The sequence below is a fragment of the Bradyrhizobium sp. 199 genome (assembly GCF_023073355.1).
In the GTDB taxonomy this organism is placed as follows: Bacteria; Pseudomonadota; Alphaproteobacteria; order Rhizobiales; family Xanthobacteraceae; genus Bradyrhizobium.
In genome coordinates this window covers 804,025-824,847 of record NZ_JADPJI010000008.1, presented here as the reverse complement: position 1 = coordinate 824,847, position 20,823 = coordinate 804,025, and the positions used below count along the sequence as shown (strand labels likewise).

General features: G+C 65.3%; 18 protein-coding genes. 13 read left to right on the top strand and 5 right to left on the bottom strand.

Going from position 1 to position 20,823, the window contains the following annotated elements:
* Nucleotides 1-135: 135 nt before the first annotated feature.
* Nucleotides 136-1,350, bottom strand: coding sequence for an ABC transporter substrate-binding protein (locus IVB28_RS26310; RefSeq protein WP_247530041.1), 1,215 nt, complete (start codon nucleotides 1,348-1,350; stop codon nucleotides 136-138).
* A gap of 324 nt (nucleotides 1,351-1,674) precedes the next feature.
* On the opposite strand from IVB28_RS26310, the gene IVB28_RS26305 reads away from it, so the two are divergent.
* The 3 genes from IVB28_RS26305 to IVB28_RS26295 are packed head-to-tail and all read left to right on the top strand — an operon-like array spanning nucleotide 1,675 to nucleotide 5,633.
* A complete protein-coding gene (locus IVB28_RS26305) occupies nucleotides 1,675-2,508 on the top strand; it encodes a substrate-binding domain-containing protein (protein WP_247530039.1) in 834 nt (277 codons plus the stop codon).
* 55 nt (nucleotides 2,509-2,563) lie between these two features.
* On the top strand, nucleotides 2,564-3,670 hold the full coding sequence (locus tag IVB28_RS26300) for a molybdopterin-binding protein (RefSeq protein WP_247530038.1): 1,107 nt from the start codon (nucleotides 2,564-2,566) through the stop codon (nucleotides 3,668-3,670).
* Between the two features lie 13 nt (nucleotides 3,671-3,683).
* Complete coding sequence (locus tag IVB28_RS26295; RefSeq protein ID WP_247530037.1) at nucleotides 3,684-5,633, top strand: molybdopterin biosynthesis protein; 1,950 nt, start codon at nucleotides 3,684-3,686, stop codon at nucleotides 5,631-5,633.
* Nucleotides 5,634-5,645: 12 nt separating this feature from the next.
* Here the strand turns inward: IVB28_RS26295 and IVB28_RS26290 are convergent, their stop codons facing one another.
* From IVB28_RS26290 to fdhD, 3 genes are all read right to left on the bottom strand, one after another.
* A complete protein-coding gene (locus tag IVB28_RS26290; protein WP_247530036.1) occupies nucleotides 5,646-5,855 on the bottom strand; it encodes a hypothetical protein in 210 nt (69 codons plus the stop codon).
* Between the two features lie 107 nt (nucleotides 5,856-5,962).
* Nucleotides 5,963-6,595, bottom strand: a complete 633-nt coding sequence (gene mobA, locus IVB28_RS26285; protein WP_247530035.1) for a molybdenum cofactor guanylyltransferase MobA — start codon at nucleotides 6,593-6,595, stop codon at nucleotides 5,963-5,965.
* A complete protein-coding gene (fdhD, locus tag IVB28_RS26280; protein WP_247530034.1) occupies nucleotides 6,585-7,475 on the bottom strand; it encodes a formate dehydrogenase accessory sulfurtransferase FdhD in 891 nt (296 codons plus the stop codon). The genes mobA and fdhD overlap by 11 nt, the downstream gene beginning before the upstream one ends.
* A gap of 208 nt (nucleotides 7,476-7,683) precedes the next feature.
* Here fdhD and mobB point away from each other — a divergent pair, with 208 nt between their 5' ends.
* From mobB to IVB28_RS26235, 9 genes are all read left to right on the top strand, one after another.
* Nucleotides 7,684-8,211, top strand: coding sequence for a molybdopterin-guanine dinucleotide biosynthesis protein B (mobB, locus tag IVB28_RS26275; RefSeq protein ID WP_247530033.1), 528 nt, complete (start codon nucleotides 7,684-7,686; stop codon nucleotides 8,209-8,211).
* A 9-nt stretch (nucleotides 8,212-8,220) separates the two neighbouring features.
* Complete coding sequence (gene glp / locus IVB28_RS26270) at nucleotides 8,221-9,477, top strand: gephyrin-like molybdotransferase Glp (RefSeq protein WP_247530032.1); 1,257 nt, start codon at nucleotides 8,221-8,223, stop codon at nucleotides 9,475-9,477.
* A gap of 45 nt (nucleotides 9,478-9,522) precedes the next feature.
* Nucleotides 9,523-9,786, top strand: coding sequence for a sulfurtransferase TusA family protein (locus tag IVB28_RS26265; protein ID WP_247530031.1), 264 nt, complete (start codon nucleotides 9,523-9,525; stop codon nucleotides 9,784-9,786).
* 302 nt (nucleotides 9,787-10,088) lie between these two features.
* Nucleotides 10,089-11,744, top strand: coding sequence for an OFA family MFS transporter (locus IVB28_RS26260; protein ID WP_247530030.1), 1,656 nt, complete (start codon nucleotides 10,089-10,091; stop codon nucleotides 11,742-11,744).
* Nucleotides 11,745-11,830: 86 nt separating this feature from the next.
* The gene (locus tag IVB28_RS26255) at nucleotides 11,831-12,109 is read left to right on the top strand and encodes a hypothetical protein (RefSeq protein WP_247530029.1); all 279 of its coding nucleotides are present in this window, start codon (nucleotides 11,831-11,833) and stop codon (nucleotides 12,107-12,109) included.
* A 252-nt stretch (nucleotides 12,110-12,361) separates the two neighbouring features.
* Nucleotides 12,362-14,065, top strand: coding sequence for an NADH-ubiquinone oxidoreductase-F iron-sulfur binding region domain-containing protein (locus IVB28_RS26250; RefSeq protein WP_247530027.1), 1,704 nt, complete (start codon nucleotides 12,362-12,364; stop codon nucleotides 14,063-14,065).
* Nucleotides 14,062-16,830 carry a formate dehydrogenase subunit alpha gene (gene fdhF, locus IVB28_RS26245; RefSeq protein ID WP_247530025.1) on the top strand — a complete coding sequence of 923 codons (2,769 nt, stop codon included), beginning with the start codon at nucleotides 14,062-14,064 and terminating at the stop codon, nucleotides 16,828-16,830. The genes IVB28_RS26250 and fdhF overlap by 4 nt, the downstream gene beginning before the upstream one ends.
* 150 nt (nucleotides 16,831-16,980) lie before the next feature.
* The gene (gene ybaK / locus IVB28_RS26240) at nucleotides 16,981-17,454 is read left to right on the top strand and encodes a Cys-tRNA(Pro) deacylase (RefSeq protein ID WP_247530023.1); all 474 of its coding nucleotides are present in this window, start codon (nucleotides 16,981-16,983) and stop codon (nucleotides 17,452-17,454) included.
* A gap of 18 nt (nucleotides 17,455-17,472) precedes the next feature.
* The gene (locus IVB28_RS26235; protein WP_247530020.1) at nucleotides 17,473-18,549 is read left to right on the top strand and encodes a HupE/UreJ family protein; all 1,077 of its coding nucleotides are present in this window, start codon (nucleotides 17,473-17,475) and stop codon (nucleotides 18,547-18,549) included.
* A gap of 17 nt (nucleotides 18,550-18,566) precedes the next feature.
* Here IVB28_RS26235 and IVB28_RS26230 read toward each other — a convergent pair whose 3' ends face one another.
* Nucleotides 18,567-19,262 carry a GntR family transcriptional regulator gene (locus IVB28_RS26230; RefSeq protein WP_247530019.1) on the bottom strand — a complete coding sequence of 232 codons (696 nt, stop codon included), beginning with the start codon at nucleotides 19,260-19,262 and terminating at the stop codon, nucleotides 18,567-18,569.
* A gap of 151 nt (nucleotides 19,263-19,413) precedes the next feature.
* Here IVB28_RS26230 and tcuA point away from each other — a divergent pair, with 151 nt between their 5' ends.
* On the top strand, nucleotides 19,414-20,805 hold the full coding sequence (gene tcuA, locus IVB28_RS26225) for an FAD-dependent tricarballylate dehydrogenase TcuA (RefSeq protein WP_247530018.1): 1,392 nt from the start codon (nucleotides 19,414-19,416) through the stop codon (nucleotides 20,803-20,805).
* The last annotated feature ends 18 nt before the right edge of the window (nucleotides 20,806-20,823 follow it).

Sequence of the window (20,823 nt, the reverse complement as noted above, 5' to 3'; positions counted from 1 at the left end):
GGGGTTGTCTCCGCGCACTCAATTCAGAGTTGGACTCGCGGAGAGAACCCCTCACCCGGCTGCGCCCTGCGCAGCCACCCTCTCCCGCAAGGGGAGAGGGTGCACCGCCTGCGCGGCTTCGTACTCGCTACGCGGTCACTTCTTCACCAGCGGACACGCCGGGTCCGGCGGCCCGAACGCCTTGTCGCCGGAGATGGTGGTGAGGATCTTGTAATAGTCCCACGGATATTTGCTCTCCTCCGGCGTCTTCACCTGCACCAGCCAGAGATCGTGCACCATCAGATTGTCCTCGCGCAGCTTGCCGTTACGGGCGAAGAAATCCTCGATCGGCTTCTCGCGCATTTTTGCGGCGACCTTGAGCGGATCGTCGGTGCCGCTTTCCTTGATGGCATTGAGATAGTGCATCACGCTGGAATAGACGCCGGCCTGCCACATCGACGGCATCTTGTTCATCTTGGCGAAGTAGCGCTTGGACCATTCGCGGGTCTTGTCGTCCATGTCCCAGTAGAACGAGGTCGTCAGGAGCAGGCCTTGCGCGGCCTGCAGGCCGAGGCCGTGGATGTCGGTGATCAGCGCCAGCAAGGCCGCCATCTGCTGGCCGCCCTTGAACACGCCGAACTCCGAGCCGGTCTTGATCTCGTTCATGTTGTTGGGCGGACCTGCGGCGATGCCGATGATCTTGGCCTTGGAAGCCTGCGCCTGCAGCACGAAGGAGGAGAGGTCGGGCGTTGCCAGCGGCGGACGCACCGAGCCCAGCACCTTGCCGCCATTGGCGGTCACGACCGCGGAGGCGTCGCGCTCCAGCGAATGGCCGAAGGCGTAGTCGTCGGTGATGAAGAACCAGCTGTCGCCGCCGCGCTTGACCACCGCATCGGCGGTGCCGACCGCGAGCGCGCGGGTGTCGAACACCCATTGGATCGCGTAGGGCGAGCAGAACTTGCCGTGGAAATCGGCGGTGCCGGTGGAGTGGGTGATGAACAGCCGCTTCTTCTCGTTGGCGATGTTCTGCACCGCGAGCCCGACCGCCGAGACCGGCACGTCGACGATCACATCGACCTGCTCAACGTCGAACCAGCGCCGCGCGAGCGAGGCGCCGATGTCGGCCTTGAGCTGATGGTCGCCGACCACGATGCTGATCGGCTTGCCGAGCACCTTGCCGCCGAAATCGTCGATCGCCATCTGCGCTGCCGTCACCGAGCCCTGGCCGGTCGGCGCGGAGGCCGGGCCGTTCATGTCGGTGAGCACGCCGATCTTGATCACGTCATCGGAGACCTGCGCCATTGCGGCACCCGACATCAGTCCCGCGGCCAAGGCGGCCGCGACCGGTAGTCCAAATCTGGTTGGATTCACGCTTGTCCTCCCCTGATCCGGCGCGTTGGCCGGTGTTGCTTTTTGCCGGGTGTGCCCCCGGCTGAATTGGTTTCTTTTGCAACTATTTTGGGGCGGGCGTCAATGTCAGGCTGCGAAGCGGATCTGCCCTGCCTGACGGATCGTAGCCGGTCAGCTCCTCGGCGCGCGGCAATCGGCCTGGTCGGCGCCGACCAGTTCGGCAAGGACCAGTCAGCATGCTTTGCCGACATTTCCCGACTGCGCCGCGCAAAGCAGTAGATGCGTCACGAGTGCGGCGCAATCGCGCGCCATCATGGCCGCGTCTTATCCAGTGGGAACCCGATCATGGCCGTCCGCCGACTGTCCGTTGCATTCGCGCTCTTCTGCGGCCTCACCGCGGGCGTTGCGGCGTTATCCGCAGAGGACCGCGCGATTGTGCTGGCTTCGACCACATCGACACAGGAGTCCGGCTTGCTCGACTATCTGCTGCCGATCTTCAAGGACAAGACCGGCATCGAGGTGACCGTGATCGCGCGGCGCGCCGATGAGGTGCTCAACGGGCCGCGAAGGGGCGAGGCCGACGTCGTGCTGATGCACGCGCGGCCGCAGGAGGAGAAATTCGTCGCCGACGGCTTTGGCGTGAAGCGTTTCAACGTGATGTACAACGACTATGTGCTGATCGGCCCGAAGAGTGATCCGGCGGCCGTCAAGGGCAAGGACATCGTGACGGCGCTGAAGGCGATCGAAGCCAAAGGCGCGCCATTCGTGACGCGCGGCGATCGGTCGGGCACCCACGCCGCGGAGCTCGCGCTCTGGATCGTCGCCGGCATCGACATCGCCGCTGCCAAGGGCGCCTGGTATCGCGAGGCCGGGCAGGGCATGACCTCGGCCCTCGACGCCGCGCGTGCCGCCAATGCCTATGTGCTGTCGGAGCGCGGCAGCTGGATCTCGTTCGGCGATCGCGGCGATCTCGACATCGTGGTCGAAGGCGACCGGCGGCTACTCAATCAGTACGGCGTGATGCTGGTGAACCCCGAGAAGTTTCCGAACGTGAAGAAGGATCTCGCGCAGACCTTCATCGACTGGCTGACCTCGCCGGAGGGGCAGACGGCCATCGCCGGCTACAAGGTCGACGGGCAGCAGCTGTTCTTCCCGAATTCGGACCGGTCGGGCGGTTAAGGCCCGCATCGCCCGGCGGTTGCCAAAGCGCGCGATGCATGGTCCACCATGGCGCATGACCCAGCGCCTGCCGTCCTCGCTCACGCCGCTCGACACTGCGCTCGCCGCGTTGCTGAACCGGCTTGAGCCGCTTGCACCGGTGGAGTTGCCACTGACCGACGCGGCCGGTTGCATCGCTGCGGGCACGCCGTTGCTTGCGGCCCATCCGCCGCGCGACATTGCCGCCGCGGACGGCTGGGCGCTCTGCGCCAATGATCTCGTCGGCGCGTCCTCTTATTCGCCGCTGCCTCTGACAAAAGTGCCGCAATGGGTCGAGGCCGGCGAAGCCATGCCGGCGGGATGCGACTGTGTGCTCGATGCCGACACAGCGGAGGTGTCGGGGCCGCTCGCGCAAGTGCTGGCGGAAGGCGTGCCGGGGCAGGGCGTCAGACGCGCCGGCAGCGACGTCGCGGAACGCACGCCTGCCGCCGCCGAGGGCTGTCCGGTCGGAGCGGCTGATCTGCTGCTGGCGCGCGTTGCGGGTGTGGAGAAACTCGGCGTGCGCCGGCCCCGGCTGCGCATCGTCAATGTGCCGGGCGCAACGGCGACGATGCATATGATCGCCGGGCTCGCGCATGCAGCGGGACTGGGTGTTGAAACGTGCGAAGCCGGTGCACGCGATCAAGCATCGATTGCCGACGTGCTTGATGCGTCCTCTTGTGATCTGCTGCTGACGGTGGGCGGCAGCGGCGTCAGCCGTCGGGATGCCGCTGTCTTGGCGCTGGCCCAGCGTGGCGAGGTGTTGGCCCATGGCCTTGCACTCCAGCCCGGACGCACCGCCGCGGTCGGGCGGCTCGGGCGGATTCCCGTGATTGCCTTGCCCGGCTCGCCCGATCATGCGCTTGCAGCCTGGCTCGCGCTCGTGCGTCCGCTCATCGACCATTTGTCCGCGCGGCAGCCGCGCCGGCAGGTGACCTTGCCGCTTGCGCGTAAAATCGCATCCAGTGTCGGCGTCGCCGAAATGGCGCTGCTGTCCCTGGAACATCATGCGTGGATGCCGCTTGCCGTGGGCGAATGGCCGCTCCAGGCGATTGCCCGTGCCGATGCATGGCTGCTCGCCCCCGCCAGCCACGAGGGATTTGCGGCGGGCACCTCGGTCGATGCCTATCTGATGCGGGAATGATATGGGTTCCGGGATGACGATGATGCCGCGATCGCAAGAGCGTAGCGCGCTCGAACAGGAGCAGTTCCTTAAGATCCTGTCGCGTGAGGAAGCGCTGGCAGGCTTCGAGGCGGCGCTGTTTCCGCGCGTGATTCCGATCGAGCTACGCAAGCTCGCCGATGCGCTCGGTGCGGCGCTTGCCCAGGACGTCACGGCTCCGATCGATGTTCCCCCGTTCGACCGCTCCAATGTCGATGGCTTTGCCGTGCGTTCGGCGGATGTCGCCGCGGCAGGCGAAGGCGAGCCTGTGCGACTTGGGTTGAACGGCGAAACCATCCACTGCGGCACCGCGCCGACGCTTCAAGTGGCGGCTGGAACCGCGACGGCGATCGCCACCGGCGGTCCGCTGCCGCGCGGCGCCGATGCCGTCGTCATGGTCGAACACACCCAGCCGGCAGGGTCGGACGCGATCGAGGTTCGTCGCGCCACGTCTCCAGGGCAATTCGTCTCGTACGCCGGGTCCGACATCGCGCGCGGCGAAGCGCTGCTGCGCGCCGGCACGATCATCGGCTCGCGCGAGATCGGCATGCTGGCCGCTTGCGGCATCGCCGAGGTGACCGTCGCGCGCAAGCCGGTTGTGGCTGTCATCTCCACCGGCGATGAATTGGTGCAGCCGGGCCAGCCGCTCGCGGCTGCCGACATCTACGACACCAATGGTGCGATCGTCACTGCTGCGATCGATGAGAATGGCGGTGAGGCGGTTTCCCACGGCGCCGTCCCCGACGATGAAGTCAAGCTCGAAGCCGCCATGCGTCGCGCGCTGGCGGATGCCGACATGCTGGTGCTGTCGGGTGGCACCTCGAAAGGTGCGGGCGATTTGTCCCACCGCATCATCGGCCGGCTCGGCCAGCCCGGCATCATCGCGCACGGCGTTGCACTCAAGCCCGGCAAGCCGCTGTGCCTTGCCGTTTGCGACGGCAAGCCGGTGGTGATCCTGCCGGGCTTTCCAACCTCGGCGATGTTCACCTTCCACGACATGATCGTGCCGGTGCTGCGCAGGATGGCCGGACTGCCGCCGCGCTCCGATGCGAGGGTCAGCGCAACCGTGCCGGTCCGCATCGCTTCCGAGCTCGGCCGCACCGAATTCGTGATGGTCTCGCTGGTCGAGGGCAAGGATCGCCTGATCGCCTATCCCTCTGGCAAGGGCTCCGGCGCGATCACGTCCTTCGCGCAGGCCGACGGCTTTCTGCGCATCGACGCGCTCGCCGACCAGATGCCGGCGGGGACTGAAGCCGAAGTAACGCTGTTCACGCCGCATGTGCGCGTGCCCGATCTCGTCATCGTCGGCAGCCATTGCACCGGCCTCGATCTCGTTACCGCTGAGCTCGCGCAGGCCGGCCTCACCGTGCGATCGATCGCGGTCGGCAGCCTCGGCGGGCTTGCGGCTGCAAAACGCGGCGAATGCGATCTCGCGCCGATCCATCTGTTCGACGATCAAAGCGAGACCTACAACACGCCCTATCTCGTCGAGGGACTCGAACTCGTGCCGGGCTGGCGGCGGATGCAGGGCATTGTCTTCCGCAAGGGCGACAAGCGTTTCGAAGGCGTCGGTGCCAAGGATGCCGTTGCCGCGGCGCTCGCTGACCCCGCCTGCATCATGGTCAACCGAAACCAGGGCGCCGGCACGCGCATCCTGATCGATCGGTTGCTCGGTGGCGCGCGCCCGGAAGGCTATTGGAACCAGCCGCGTTCGCATAACGCGGTTGCCGCTGCCGTCGCGCAGCATCGCGCCGACTGGGGCATGACCATTGCGCCGGTCGCCCATGCGGTCGGCCTCGGTTTCATTCCGCTCGCGGAAGAGCATTATGACTTCGCGCTGGTGACCGCGCGCAAGGACCGGCCGGCGGTGCGGGCCTTTCTCAATGCACTCCGCTCGGAGGATGCACGCGCTGCGCTGGAGCGGGCTGGATTTCGGCCTGCATAGATGCGGGCCGGGTTATCGATGCGATGCCTGGTCGGTGCCGCTGGCGGCCTGAGCGGCGCGCTCCCGCTCCTCGGCTTCGGCCAGCGCCCGCTGCGCCGCAGGCGGCAGAGGCCTCGGGTCCGGCGGGACCTCGACGGCGTCACGCTTGCTCAGCTGTTTCGTGCGATCGATCACGTCCGAAACATCGAGTGCGAGATCGACAACATCGAAAATGACTTCCAACAGAGAGTCTGCCATGGCTGATCCGGGGCAATGTCCCGGTCATTGGTCGTTCGCTTCCCACGTCCGGTTCACGGTCGGTCTCAAGGTCAAGAACTCAAGGCAACGCCTTAGGATGCGTCATCCAGCGCCGCCAGCCGCTCGGCTTCGGCGATGTCCTCGACCGTATTGGCATTGAAGAACGGATCGAGCGGCTCGGCCGGCCACGTCACCGTTGCGAGCGGATAGCGCGCGGTCCAGCGGTCGATCTTGCGGAGGTCTTCGACGACCAGCGCGTGACGCAGCTCGTCGCGCAAGGCGACGCGCCACAGGCCGATCACCGGATGTGACTGGTCCCCCGACGCGGCGACCGCGAGCTGCGCGTTCTCGCGCGCGCGTGCGTCATGGAGGCGGGCAACCAGATCGCGCGGCAGGAACGGGCAGTCGCCGGCGGCGCTGAGCACCCACTCGACACCCGGCCGCTTTGCCGCAGTCCAGTCCAGCGCCGCGAGAACGCCGGCGAGCGGGCCGGGAAAGCCGGGCACGTCATCGGGGACAACCTGCAGGCCGAAGGCGGCGAAACGCGCGGGATCGCCATTGGCGTTGAGGACCAGCCCACTGCATTGCGGTGACAGGCGCGCGATCACGCGATCGAGGATGGTGCGGCCGCCGATGGTGCGCATCGGTTTGTCGCCGCCACCCATGCGGCGGGCGAGACCGCCGGCGAGCAGCACACCTTGCGTGGCTGGAACACTAGTCGTCACGGCCTTCACCCTTGCGTTTGTGCCTGGCCGATTCTTCCTCGACGTAAGCGAGATCCTGGTCGTAGACCATGCGCTCCTCGCCCGCGAGGACGATGAAGCGCTTGCCGCGCGTGCGTCCAACCAGCGTCAGCCCGACCTGGCGAGCGAGATCGACACCCCAGGCGGTGAAGCCGGAGCGCGACACCAGAATCGGAATGCCCATGCGGACGGTCTTGATCACCATCTCCGAGGTGAGCCGTCCCGTGGTGTAGAGAATCTTGTCGGAGGCATCGACGCCGTGGCGGTACATCCAGCCCGCGATCTTGTCGACCGCGTTGTGCCGGCCGACATCCTCGGTGTAGCAGAGCGGAGTGCCCCCTTTGCACAGCACGCAGCCGTGGATCGCGCCTGCCTCGAGATAGAGCGAGGGCATGGTGTTGATGGTCTGCGTCATCTGGTAGAGCCAGGAGGTACGCAACTCCGCTTTCGGCAGCGCGACGCTCTCGACCGCCTCCAGCAGGTCGCCGAAGGCGGTGCCCTGCGCGCAGCCGGAGGTCTGCGTGCGCTTCTTCAGCTTGGCTTCGAAATTGGTGTGGTGCTCAGTGCGCACCACGACCACCTGGAGGTCGTCGTCGTATTCGACCTCGGTGACCTCGTCATTATATTTCAGCATGTTCTGGTTCAGCAAATAACCGAGCGCCAGATATTCCGGATAGTCGCCGATCGTCATCATCGTGACGATCTCTTGGGCATTCAGGTACAGCGTCAGCGGCCGCTCCACCGGCACCTTGATCTCGACCCTGGCGCCGGTCTGGTCGGTGCCGGTCACGCTCTGGGTCAGGCGCGGATCGTCTGGATTGGGGACGATCAGGGGTACGGGAGCTTTGTCGATCTTCATCATGGTCGCGACGTTAGCATGACATTCGGGTCAAGCCGATATAAGCATGGCCGGGAGCGGGTAAAATGCCTCCACTCGTCATTGCGAGCGCAGCGAAGCAATCCAGACTATTTCCGCGGCGGCAGTCTGGATTGCTTCGCTGCGCTCGCAATGACGGAGGAGGCGCCGGAGGTTCCATCAGCGTGCGCTGGTTGCGGAAGAGAGAGCTGCAATGAAAGTCATCGGCCTTGCGGGCTGGAGCGGTGCGGGCAAGACCACGCTGCTGACGCGGCTGATCCCGCATTTCAATGCGCTGGGCCTGCGCGTCTCCGTCATCAAGCATGCGCATCACCAGTTCGACGTCGATGTGCCCGGCAAGGATTCCTGGCGCCACCGCGAGGCCGGCGCGGCCGAGGTGCTGGTCGCTTCGTCAAGCCGCTGGGCTCTGATGCACGAGCTGCGCGGCGCGAATGAGCCGCGTCTGCCGGAACTGTTGAGCAAGTTGTCCGCGGTCGACCTCGTCGTGGTCGAGGGTTTCAAGCGCGAGCCGCACCGCAAGATCGAGGTGCATCGTGCGGCCAACGACAAGCCGCTGCTGTTTCCCGACGATCCCGGGATTGCCGGGATCGCGACCGATACCGCCATTGACACTGGGCTGCCGACTGTCCATCTCGACGATATCGCGGCGGCTGCCGCATTGCTGCTGCGCGCGGCGATGCCGGTCGAGGAAGCGGTGGCAAAGAGCGCCGCGATACGCTGACGAGGCACCATGGCGCAACTGTCGGACGATTGCTTTGCCTTCGGCGGCCCGATGATGTCGGTCGACGAGGCCGTTGGTCTCATCACGACGCGCGTCAACGCGATTGCCGACCTGGAGACGGTGAGGCTCGTCAACGCGGACGGGCGCGTGCTGGCGCGCGACGTGGCGGCGCCGCTGCCGTTGCCGCCCTTCACCAACTCGGCCGTCGACGGCTACGCCGTGCGCAACGCCGATCTTCCTGATGCTGCCGAGCAGGCGCTGCCGCTTGACGGCCGCATCCAGGCCGGCGGGCTTGCACAGGCACCGATCAAGCCCGGTCACACCGCGCGCATTTTCACGGGCGCGCCGATGCCGCCGGGTGCGGAGACCGTCTTCATGCAGGAAGATGTCGGCATCGACGATTCCGGCAAGATCGTGCTGCCGCCGGGGCTGAAGCCGGGCGCCAATGTCCGTCCCGCCGGCGAAGACATCCCAGAGGGCCAGATCGCGCTACGCGCCGGCCAGCGCTTGCTGCCGCAGCACGTCGCGCTCGCCGCGGCGTTCGGGCTTGTCAGGCTCGATGTCGTCAGGCGCATTCGCGTTGCGGTGTTCTCGACCGGTGACGAGTTGGCTTCCCCCGGCGAGCCACGCGCGGCGTCGCAGCTGTTCGATTCCAACCGCTTCATGCTGATCGCGATGCTGCGCCGGCTTGGCTGCGAGGTTAGCGACCTCGGCATATTTCGCGACGAGCGCACTTCGCTCGCGAATGGCTTGAAGCAGGTTGCAGGTCGCCACGATTTGATCCTCACCACCGGTGGCGTCTCGACCGGCGAGGAGGACCACGTCAAGGCGGCGGTCGAAAGCATCGGCTCGCTGGTGCTGTGGCGGATGGCGATCAAGCCCGGCCGGCCCGTGGCGATGGGCATCATCGACGGGACGCCGCTGATCGGATTGCCCGGCAATCCCGTCGCGAGTTTCGTCACGTTTGTCCACGTCGTGCGGCCGACGGTGCTGGCGCTGGCGGGTGGCTTGCCGGAGCCTTTGACGCCCATCCCGGTGCGCGCGGCGTTTGCTTACAAGAAGAAGGCGGGGCGGCGTGAATATGTGCGCGTCTCCTTGCGGCGCGCGCAGGACGGCGGGCTCGAGGCCATCAAGTTTCCGCGCGAGGGAGCGGGGCTGTTGTCCTCGCTGGTCGAGACCGACGGGCTGGTCGAACTCCGTGAGAGCATCACGGGCGTCGAGCCGGGGCACAGCGTAGGTTTCTTGTCCTATGCCGATCTACTCTAGACGCCTTGCGTTGACGCCATCGCTTCGTCTCGCCATGTTGCGCGCATGACCAGAACGACGCTCGATCTCACCGGACTGAAGTGCCCGCTGCCCGCCCTAAAGACACGCAAGGCCTTGAAGCCGTTGCGCCCGGGCGATCAGCTCGAAGTTCACTGCACCGACCCGTTGTCGGTGATTGACATTCCAAACCTGATCCGCGAGACCGGCGACACGGTGGAGATCACCGAGCGCAACGACGAGCGCATCGTGTTCCTGATAGAAAAGACAAATGGTCCGATAGGCAGTGCCAATGGTGCACCGCATTCGTGAGCGTTACCTCACTAATACCGACCTTTTGTCTATCGACATCGATCATGGCTTCTGCCCAGATTGACTGTGCAGGCGCGGAGGTTGAGTCGATACGCGGATCAACGGGCCACCCTCACGAAGGCTGCACGTCGTATTGGCATAGTGCCCCGCGCGAGGGGTTAGCGTTTCGGATGCGCGTGACGATCCTGGCGCGCGTCGGATGATTGTGCGAGGCAACAGGGGCAGTTGTCTGCACCGCAATGAGCTGAGGCACGGGATAGTAGCGGCAGGCTGCTCAGAAGGGTGGCTGAGGGGAGGAATGTATGACCACAATAGAAGGCGCTGGGACACTTTCAGGCGCTGGCGCGGGTTTTCTTGATCGCGAGCGGACCATCGCGACCGCTGGCTTCAATCGCTGGCTGGTGCCGCCGGCGGCGCTGTGCATCCATCTCTGCATCGGCATGGCCTATGGCTTTTCGGTGTTCTGGCTGCCGCTGTCGCGTGCGATCGGATTGAACGCACCGAAGGCCTGCCCGGACATGTCGCTGTGGCAGGAGCTGTTCACGACCAGCTGCGACTGGAAGGTCGCCAGCATGGGATGGATGTACACGCTCTTTTTCGTGCTGCTCGGTATCGCGGCTGCGGTCTGGGGCGGTTGGTTGGAGCGCGTGGGGCCGCGCAAGGCGGGCTTCGTCTCGGCGCTGTGCTGGTGCGGCGGTCTCTTCCTGGGTGCGATCGGGGTCTACACCCATCAGCTCTGGCTGTTGTGGCTGGGTTCGGGCGTGATCGGCGGCATCGGCCTCGGCCTCGGCTACATCTCCCCGGTGTCGACGCTCGTCAAATGGTTCCCCGATCGCCGCGGCATGGCGACCGGCATGGCCATCATGGGCTTCGGTGGCGGCGCCATGATCGGCGCGCCGCTGGCGAACCTCCTGATGAACTACTTCAAGACCCCGACCTCGGTCGGCGTCTGGGAGACCTTCGTCGCGATGGGCGTCATCTACTTCGTGTTCATGATGATCGGCGCGTTCCGCTATCGCTTGCCCCCGCCCGGCTGGCAGCCCGAGGGCTGGACCCCGCCGTCCAAGGCCAACGCGATGATCTCGAAGAGCAACGTTCATCTCAACGACGCGCACAAGACGCCGCAGTTCTGGCTGATCTGGTGGGTGCTGTGCCTGAACGTGTCGGCCGGCATCGGCGTGATCGGCATGGCTTCGCCGATGCTGCAAGAGATCTTCGGCGGCAAGCTGATCGGCCTGCCGAACGTCGGCTTCAACGCGCTCGACGCCGGGCAGAAGGCGCAGATCGCCGCGATCGCCGCGGGCTTCGCCGGATTGCTGTCGCTGTTCAACATCGGCGGCCGCTTCTTCTGGGCATCGCTGTCGGACAAGATCGGGCGCAAGAACACCTACTACACGTTCTTCATCCTCGGCATCGTGCTCTATGCGCTGGCGCCGACCTTTGCGGCGATGGGCTCGAAGCTGCTGTTCGTTCTCGGCTTCGGCATCATCCTGTCGATGTATGGCGGCGGCTTCGCCACCGTGCCGGCCTATCTCGCCGACATGTTCGGCACCCAGTTCGTCGGGGCCATCCACGGCCGGCTGCTGACTGCCTGGTCGACGGCGGGCATCATCGGCCCCGTCGTGGTGAACTACATCCGCGAGTTCCAGCTCGCGGCCGGCGTGCCGCGCGACCAGCTCTACAACACCACTATGTACATCCTCTGTGCGATGCTGATCGCGGGCCTGATCTGCAACTACCTGATCAAGCCGGTCGATTCGAAGTGGCACATGAAGGACGCCGACGTCGCCAAGTTGCAGGCGGCGAGCGCCAGCGCTGCAGCCGCGGGGCCGCACGGCTCCTACGGCATCGGCTTTGGCGGGCTCGACGCCAGGGCGGGGCTGTTCTGGGCCTTCGTTGGCATTCCCCTGCTCTGGGGTGTCTGGAAGACGCTGGAGAGCGCGGTCAAGATCTTCTGATCGCACATTTATCGCGAGCGGGAGCGCACCTAGGGTGCGCTCCCGCCGGTCATTTCGATTGGTTTAAACTTTCCTCGGGGGATTCGATGGCTCGTAAATTCGTTTGTGCCGCCGCCATGCTGCTCGTCGCCGGTGCCCTGCAATCCGCATCTGCACAGACCGCGGCGCCGGCCGCAACGTCGTCCGCCGCGACCGAAGCCAAACCCGGCAAGATCAAGCTGACGGCGCAGAAGCTCAAGGACATGAAGGCCAAGTGGGGCGCCAACAAATCGAAGCTCAAGGACTGCCGCAAGGATGTGAAGGCCAAAGGCCTCGCGGGCGACGACCGCTGGTTCTATATTGAGGAGTGCATGGGCAAGAGCTGATCCGGGGATCGCGAGAGCGCGATACCGTTTCGCTATTGCAGCATGGGAAGCCTTTATTGATCTCGAGACCGATTCAGGCTTCGTTTCATCAGTCGACGCGCCGGATCCAAGGTGAGGCCGTATGCGGCCGCGATCCAGGGGTTGCCCTCCGGTATCCTTAACTGATCTCGCGAACATGATAATTCCCTTGGCATCTGGCATGCCAGCAGCTAGAACTTGAGCCGTTCTAAGAGACGAGATCGAGACCAAGCGATGAGCCATGACGTGCAAGAGGTCCGCCCGTTCGAACACCCGGGCGAGGGACGCAAGCGAGCCAAGGCAACGCCCAAGGGGCGGCAGGTCGATCCCACCGCCTCGCACGAGATCGAGCAGCTGCTCGGCGACAGGCCGCGGCGCCGCGATCTGTTGATCGAATATCTGCACCTGATCCAGGATAAATATCACCAGATCTCGGCCGCGCATCTGGCTGCGCTCGCCGACGAGATGAAGCTCGCCTTCGCCGAAGTGTTCGAGACCGCGACCTTCTACGCCCATTTCGACGTGGTGAAGGAGGGCGAGCCTGACATCGCCCCCCTGACGATCCGCGTCTGCGATTCGCTGACCTGCGCGATGCTCGGGGCTGAGAAGCTGCTCGAAGACCTGCAAAGTGCAAGCGGCCCCGGCATCCGCGTCGTGCGGGCGCCCTGCGTCGGCCGCTGCGACACCGCGCCCGCCGCCGAGGTCGGGCACAATTTCGTCGACCACGCTACCGTCGCAAATGTCATGGCCGCCGCGAAGGCCGGTGACACCCACGCGCATCTGCCCAACTATGTCGGCTATGAGGCCTATGTCGCCGGCGGCGGCTACAAGCTGCTGGGCCGCCTGCGCTCAGGCGAATTGCCCAAGGATGACCTCCTGAAGGCGCTCGACGATGCTTCGCTGCGCGGCCTCGGTGGCGCCGGCTTCCCGACGGGACGCAAATGGCGCGCCGTGCTCGGGGAGCCTGGCCCGCGGCTGATGGCGATCAACGGCGACGAGGGCGAGCCCGGCACGTTCAAGGACCGTGTCTATCTCGAAAGCGATCCGCATCGTTTTATCGAGGGCATGCTGATCGGCGCGCATGTGGTGCAGGCCTCCGACGTCTACATCTACCTGCGCGACGAATATCCAGCCTCACGCGAGATCCTGGAGCGCGAGATCGCAAAGCTCCCGCCGGGCGGTCCGACGCTGCACATGCGCCGCGGCGCCGGCGCCTATATTTGCGGAGAGGAATCCTCGCTGCTCGAAAGCATCGAGGGCAAGCGCGGCCTGCCCCGGCACAAGCCGCCTTATCCGTTCCAGGTCGGCCTGTTCGGCCTGCCGACGCTGATCAACAACATCGAGACGCTGTGGTGGGTGCGCGACATCGTCGAGAAGGGCGCCGACTGGTGGAAGGGCCATGGCCGTCATGAGCGCAACGGCCTGCGCAGTTTCTCGGTCTCTGGCCGCGTCAAGAACCCCGGCATGAAGCTGGCGCCCGCGGGCATCACCGTGCGCGAGCTGATCGACGAATATTGCGGCGGCATGGCCGATGGCCATCAATTCTATGCGTACCTTCCGGGCGGCGCATCCGGCGGCATCCTGCCGGCGTCGATGGACGACATCCCGCTCGATTTCGGCACGCTGGAGAAATACGGCTGCTTCATCGGATCGGCTGCGATCGTGATCCTGTCGCAGAAGGACAGCGTGCGCGCGGCGGCATTGAACCTGATGAAGTTCTTCGAGGACGAGAGCTGCGGCCAGTGCACGCCGTGCCGCGTTGGGACCCAGAAGGCGGCGCTGCTGATGCAGAAGCCGGTCTGGAACCGCGCTCTCCTGGAAGAATTGAGCCAGGCGATGCGCGATGCCTCGATTTGCGGGCTTGGACAGGCGGCATCGAATCCGCTCTCCACCGTAATCAAATATTTCCCTGACGAGTTCAAGGAAGCGGCCGAATGACCAAGATTACGTTCGAGCTCGACGGCAAGCAGGTCGAAGCCAACGCCGGCGAGACCATCTGGCAAGTCGCAAAGCGCCAGGGTCGCGAGATCCCGCATCTGTGCTATTCGCCGGCGCCCGATTATCGCCCTGACGGCAATTGCCGCGCCTGCATGGTCGAGATCGAGGGCGAGCGTGTGCTGGCGGCATCGTGCAAGCGCACGCCGTCAGTCGGCATGAAGGTGAAGACCGAGAGCGCGCGTGCGGTGTCGGCGCAGAAGATGGTGATGGAGCTGCTGGTCGCCGACCAGCCGGCGCGTGAGACCAGCCACGATCCTGAGTCGAAGTTCTGGCACTGGGCCGAGACGACAGGCGTCACCGAGAGCCGCTTCCCTGCCGCCGAGCGCTGGGAAACCGACGCCAGCCATCCGGCGATGCGCGTCAACCTGGATGCCTGCATTCAGTGCGGCCTCTGCGTGCGCGCCTGCCGCGAGGTCCAGGTCAACGACGTCATCGGCATGGCCTACCGCAATCATGGCTCGAAAATCGTGTTCGACTTCGACGATCCCATGGGCGAGTCCACTTGCGTCGCATGCGGCGAATGCGTGCAGGCCTGTCCGACCGGTGCGTTGATGCCGGCCGTGATGCTCGACGAGAAGCAGACCCGCGTGACCTACGCGGACAAGAAGGTGGACTCGCTCTGCCCGTTCTGCGGCGTCGGCTGTCAGGTGACCTATGAGGTCAAGGACGAGAAGGTGATCTATGCGGAGGGCCGCGACGGTCCCGCCAATCACAATCGTCTCTGCGTCAAGGGCCGCTTCGGCTTCGACTACATCCACCACCCGCATCGCCTGACCAAGCCGCTGGTTCGGCTGCCGAATGCGAAGAAGGATTCCAACGACCAGGTCGATCCGGCCAACCCCTTCACCCATTTCCGCGAAGCGAGCTGGGAAGAAGCGCTCGACATCGCCGCCAAGGGCCTGGTCAAGATCCGCGACGAGAAGGGCGTGAAGGCGCTCGCCGGCTTCGGCTCGGCCAAGGGCTCGAACGAAGAAGCCTATCTGTTCCAGAAGCTGGTGCGCACCGGTTTCGGCTCGAACAATGTCGACCATTGCACGCGGCTGTGCCACGCCTCCTCGGTCGCGGCGCTGTTCGAAGGCCTGAGTTCCGGCGCGGTCTCGGCACCGTTCTCGGCGGCGATGGACGCCGAGGTCATCATCGTGATCGGCGCCAACCCGACCGTGAACCATCCGGTTGCCGCGACCTTCATCAAGAACGCGGTCAAGCAGAATGGCGCTAAACTGTTCGTGATGGATCCGCGCCGGCAGACGCTGTCGCGCCATGCGACCAAGCATCTGCAGTTCAAGCCCGGCTCCGACGTCGCGATGCTGAACGCGATGATCCACACGATCATCACCGAAGGCCTGACCGACGACCAGTACATCGCCGGCTACACCGAAGGCTTCGAGGACCTCAAGGAGAAGATCAAGGAGTTCACGCCGGAAAAGATGGAGGCCATCTGCGGCGTCCCGGCGCAGACCCTGCGCGAGGTGGCGCGGACCTATGCGCGCGCAAAATCCTCGATCATCTTCTGGGGCATGGGCATCAGCCAGCATGTTCACGGCACCGATAATGCGCGCTGCCTGATCGCACTGGCGCTGATCACCGGCCAGGTCGGCCGTCCCGGCACCGGCCTGCATCCGCTGCGCGGCCAGAACAACGTGCAAGGAGCCTCCGACGCGGGCCTGATCCCGATGTTCCTGCCGGACTATCAGCCGGTCGGCCGCGACGATCTGCGCGTGAATTTCGAGACGGTCTGGCAGAAGGAGATCGATCCCGTCCGCGGCCTGACCGTGGTCGAGATCATGAACGCGATCCATGCCGGCGAGATCACGGGCATGTATATCGAGGGCGAGAATCCCGCGATGTCCGACCCGGATCTCCAGCATGCGCGCCACGCGCTCGCGATGCTCGATCATCTCGTGGTGCAGGATCTCTTCGTCACCGAGACCGCCTTCCACGCCGACGTCATCCTGCCGGCCTCGGCCTTCGCGGAGAAGGACGGCTCCTTCACCAACACCGACCGCCGCGTGCAACTCGCGCGCCAGGTGATCAAGCCGCCCGGCGACGCGCGCCAGGATCTCTGGATCATCCAGGAGATCGGGAAGCGCATGGGCCTGCCCTGGAATTATGCCGGTCCCGGCGAGGTCTTCACCGAGATGGCAGAGCTGATGCCGTCGTTGAAGAACATCACCTGGGAGCGGCTGGTGCGCGAAGGCGCGGTGACCTATCCCGTCGACGGTCCCGACAAGCCCGGCAACGAGATCATCTTCACGACGGGATTTCCGACCGCGAGCGGCCGCGGCAAGATCGTGCCGGCCAAGGTCATCCCGCCGGACGAGATTCCCGACGCCGAATATCCGATGGTGCTCTCGACCGGCCGCGTGCTGGAGCACTGGCACACCGGCTCGATGACCCGCCGCGCGCAAGTGCTCGACCAGATCGAGCCCGAGGCGGTCGCGTTCATGTCGCCGAAGGACATGCACAAGAAGAAGCTGGTGCCCGGCGATTTCATTCGCCTGGAGACCCGCCGCGGCGCGGTCGAGGTCAAGGTGCGCTCCGACCGTGACGTGCCCGAGAACATGGTGTTCATGCCGTTCTGCTACGCGGAAGCGGCGGCGAACCTGCTCACCAATCCTGCGCTCGATCCGTTCGGCAAGATCCCGGAATTCAAGTTCTGCGCGGCCAGAGCCGAACGGGCGGAGATGCGGGACGCGGCGGAGTAACGTTCTCCGGGACGGCACCGAGGGTGCGGCAAGCGTATGCTTGACACCGTCATTGCGAGTGAAGCGAAGCAATCCAGGGCTGCCTCAAGGGCAAGATTCTGAATCGCTTCCTCGCTTCGCTCACCGCAATGACGGTGGTAGATATGGCGTATGTCCAAAGTCACTCCCGCGACCCGAGCGCTCACCGCCGCCGGTGTTGCCTTCACCGTCCATGCCTACGACTACGATCCTGACGCCGCGAGCATCGGCCTTCAGGCCGCGGCTGCGCTCGGCGAGGATCCGGCGCGCGTCCTCAAGACGCTGATGGCGCTGGTGGACGGCAAGCCGGTCTGCGTCGTCGTCCCATCCGACCAGGAAGTCTCGATGAAGAAGCTCGCAGCGGCCGCGGACGGCAAGTCGGCGCAGATGATGAAGCCGCCCGAGGCCGAGCGCGTCACCGGATATAAGGTCGGCGGTATCAGCCCGTTCGGGCAGCGCAAGCAGGTTGCCACCGTGATCGAGCAAAGCGCGCTTGCGCATGATCTCGTCTATCTCAATGGCGGTCAACGCGGACTGCAGGTTCGGCTGAAGCCGGCCGATGTGCGGGAAGTCGTAAAGGCGGTCGTGGCGGATGTGCTGGCGTGACTGCAACGGGGTGGGACCATGAGGTGGTTGCAGCTGCCGTGGCTTGCGGCGCTGCTCGCCATCGCTCTTCCGGCTGAGGCGCATCAGGTCAACCTCGTCACGGCGCGCGTGGCGCTGAGCCCCGATCGCACGGTAAGCGTCGAGCTCGGATTGAAGGGCAGCGATGTCGATCGCCTGATCGGTACCAAGACCTATGATTCGCGGCAGGACGCGGTCGATCCCGCGGCGGCCGAAGCGGCGGGCGCAGCCATCCTCGCCTATATGCGCGCGCATCTGGCTGTAACGGGCGGCGCCAAGGCCTGTCCGGCTGGAGATGCTGCGATCCTGGCTGACGGCGACGGCATCATCTATCGCGACAGCTTTGCCTGCGCGGGCGTCGGTGGCGACATCATCTATCGCTCCACCGTGCTGACCGAGAAGGACCCAGCCGCGCGCCAAATCGTCCTGATTGCGCAGGACAGGCAGGAGACGCAGGCCTTGCTCGACGCCGGCAACACGACGGTCACACTCTCAAACGCGCCGCCGTCGCTGTGGTCGACCATGCAGCGCTATGTCCTCACCGGCATCGAACACATCTTCCTCGGCTACGATCACGTCGCATTCCTGATTGCCGTGGTGTTGTGGGCCAGGCGGCTCATTCCCGTCGTCAAGATCGTGACGGCCTTCACCATCGCCCATTCGGTCACCTTGTCGCTGACCGCGCTCGATGTCCTCGTGATCCCGGGCAGCATCGTGGAGGCTGCGATCGCGGCCTCCATCGTCTTCGTGGCCGTGGAGAACTTCTTCTCGCGCGATGTCGACAAGCGCTGGCGCATGGCCTTTCTGTTCGGGCTGATCCACGGTTTCGGCTTCGCCGGTGCGCTTCGCGAGATCGGGCTGCCACCGAATGCGGCGGTGCCGGCGCTCGCCGCCTTCAACATCGGCGTCGAGATCGGACAAGTCGCGATTGTCGCGCTGGTCCTGCCGGCGCTCGGCCTGTTGGACCGGCTGACCACGACCGACCGGACCGGGCCGGTGAGGGCGGCGAGACTGGTTTACATGGTGTCGGCGGCCATCAGTCTGCTTGGAGGCTATTGGCTGCTGGTGCGCATTTAGCAGGCGTGGCCACCTGCCTACTGCTTCTGCAACAGCTTGAGCCGACAGCGCAGCGCCTCGCGGATATGCGCGCGCGCGAGCTGTTCGGCTTCCTCGCCGTTGCGCGCGGCGATGGCGTCGATGATGGCCTGATGTTCGTCGTGGCTGGTTGAGGGGCGGCCCGATACGGTAAAGGTGGTCGGACCGAGCAGAGCGATCCAGTCCTGCAATTCCCGCGAAGCGTTGTCGAGATAGCGGTTGCGCGCGGCGCGGCAGATCGCCTCGTGGAAGGCGCGGTTGAGCCTTGCTCGTTCTCTTGCCATCTCGGCTGCGGTGCTCTCCGTGGCCTCAACAAAAGCTTGCTCGATATCCCTGATGGCATCGATCTCGGGGGCGGAGGCGTGCTCGGCGGCGAGGCGCGCGGCAGCGCCTTCCATGATCTCGCGCATGGCGTAGAGTTCGAGCACCTCGGAGATGTCGAGATTGCGCACGATCAGCCCGCGGCCGCCGGCGGGCTCGACGAAGCCGCGCGCTGCAAGGCGCCCCAGGGCTTCGCGCACCGGCGTGCGGCTGACCTTCAGCCGTTGCGCGACCTCCTCCTCGCGCAGGCGATCTCCGGCGCGGTAGCTACCGGCCTGGAGCGCCTCGCACAGCGAGCGGAACACCGCCTCGCCGAGCGCCAAGCCGCCACCGCGCACGATCGACCCATCTGTCTTTGCCGGGCGTCTCGCCATTGTCCCTCGATGCGCATCCTGCCCATGCGGAGAACCGCTTGCATCGCTGATGTATATCTTTGTATACAAAGGTACGCAATGGCGGAGCCTGATCGAGCATGCCGCTGACGCATGGAAAGTCTCTGATCTCGGATGTCATCGGACAAACGGCATGAGTAGCAAATACGACGTGCTGGTGATCGGCGGCGGCAACGCGGCGCTGTGCGCGGCGATCGCGGCGCGGCGCGGCGGAGCGTCGGTGCTGGTGCTGGAGGGAGCGCCAAAGTTCTATCGCGGCGGCAACACCCGGCACACCCGCAACATGCGCTGCGCCCATGACGCCGCGACCGAAATCCTGACCGGTCCCTACACCGAAGAGGAATTCTGGGAGGACCTGCTGCGCGTCACCGGCGGGCAAACCGACGAAGTGCTGGCGCGCCACATGATCCGGGAGTCCAAGGACATCTTGAACTGGATCGTGGAGCAGGGTGTGCGCTGGCAGCCGTCGCTGGGCGGCACGCTGAGCCTTGGGCGCACCAATTCCTTTTTCCTCGGCGGCGGCCGCGCAATGCTGAACGCGCTCTATCTCACCGCCGAGCAGCTCGGTGTCGAGGTCCAATATGATGCCGAGGTCACCGATCTCGTGATCGAGGACGGCATGTTTCTCGCCGCGCGCCTAAAGCGGCCGGTCGACGGCGCAACCGAGATCCGCGCGACATCCCTGGTCGCGGCGGCCGGCGGGTTCGAGGCCAACATAGAATGGCTCAAGCAATATTGGGGCGAGGCCGCCGACAATTTCCTGATCCGCGGCACGCCCTATAATCGCGGGTCGATCCTGAAGATGCTGCTCGACAAGGGTGTGCAGGAGGTCGGCGATCCCACCCAGTGCCATGCGGTCGCGATCGACGCCCGCGCGCCGAAATTCGACGGCGGCATCATCACACGCCACGACTCCGTCGTGTTCGGCATCGTCGTCAACAAGCACGCACAGCGCTTCTACGACGAGGGCGAGGACATCTGGCCGAAGCGCTACGCGATCTGGGGCCGGCTGGTCGCGGCGCAGCCGGATCAGATTGCCTACATCATCTTCGACTCGACCGTGGTCACCAGCTTCATGCCGACGCTGTTCCCGCCGATCGCCGGACAGACAGTGGCCGAGCTTGCCGGCCAGCTCGAGCTCGATCCGGCCGCGCTGGAAAAGACCATCACCGAATTCAACGCGGCGGTGCGGCCCGGCACCTTCGATCACACCATTCTGGATGACTGCGTGACCGAGGGCATAACGCCACCCAAGACGCATTGGGCGCGCAAAATCGAGACGCCGCCTTATCTTGCCTATCCGGTGCGGCCCGGCATCACCTTCACCTATCTCGGCACGCGCGTCACCAAGGACGCGCGAATGCTGATGGCCGATGGCAAACCGTCAGCCAACATGTTCGCGGCCGGCGAGATCATGGCCGGCAACGTGCTCGGCAAGGGTTATGCGGCCGGCATGGGCATGACCATCGGCAGCGTGTTCGGACGGATCGCAGGACGGGAAGCGGCCCGCCATGCGAAGAACTAGACTGAAAAGATTTAGGAG

Excerpts from the sequence above, each read along its gene's own strand:
- IVB28_RS26305 (WP_247530039.1), top strand. The coding sequence starts at position 1,675 with ATGGCCGTCCGCCGACTGTCCGTTGCATTCGCGCTCTTCTGCGGCCTC.
- IVB28_RS26300 (WP_247530038.1), top strand. The coding sequence starts at position 2,564 with ATGACCCAGCGCCTGCCGTCCTCGCTCACGCCGCTCGACACTGCGCTC.
- IVB28_RS26295 (WP_247530037.1), top strand. The coding sequence starts at position 3,684 with ATGACGATGATGCCGCGATCGCAAGAGCGTAGCGCGCTCGAACAGGAG.
- fdhD (WP_247530034.1), bottom strand. The coding sequence starts at position 7,475 with ATGATGAAGATCGACAAAGCTCCCGTACCCCTGATCGTCCCCAATCCA.
- mobB (WP_247530033.1), top strand. The coding sequence starts at position 7,684 with ATGAAAGTCATCGGCCTTGCGGGCTGGAGCGGTGCGGGCAAGACCACG.
- glp (WP_247530032.1), top strand. The coding sequence starts at position 8,221 with ATGGCGCAACTGTCGGACGATTGCTTTGCCTTCGGCGGCCCGATGATG.
- IVB28_RS26265 (WP_247530031.1), top strand. The coding sequence starts at position 9,523 with ATGACCAGAACGACGCTCGATCTCACCGGACTGAAGTGCCCGCTGCCC.
- IVB28_RS26260 (WP_247530030.1), top strand. The coding sequence starts at position 10,089 with ATGACCACAATAGAAGGCGCTGGGACACTTTCAGGCGCTGGCGCGGGT.
- IVB28_RS26255 (WP_247530029.1), top strand. The coding sequence starts at position 11,831 with ATGGCTCGTAAATTCGTTTGTGCCGCCGCCATGCTGCTCGTCGCCGGT.
- IVB28_RS26250 (WP_247530027.1), top strand. The coding sequence starts at position 12,362 with ATGAGCCATGACGTGCAAGAGGTCCGCCCGTTCGAACACCCGGGCGAG.
- fdhF (WP_247530025.1), top strand. The coding sequence starts at position 14,062 with ATGACCAAGATTACGTTCGAGCTCGACGGCAAGCAGGTCGAAGCCAAC.
- ybaK (WP_247530023.1), top strand. The coding sequence starts at position 16,981 with ATGTCCAAAGTCACTCCCGCGACCCGAGCGCTCACCGCCGCCGGTGTT.
- IVB28_RS26235 (WP_247530020.1), top strand. The coding sequence starts at position 17,473 with ATGAGGTGGTTGCAGCTGCCGTGGCTTGCGGCGCTGCTCGCCATCGCT.
- IVB28_RS26230 (WP_247530019.1), bottom strand. The coding sequence starts at position 19,262 with ATGGCGAGACGCCCGGCAAAGACAGATGGGTCGATCGTGCGCGGTGGC.
- tcuA (WP_247530018.1), top strand. The coding sequence starts at position 19,414 with ATGAGTAGCAAATACGACGTGCTGGTGATCGGCGGCGGCAACGCGGCG.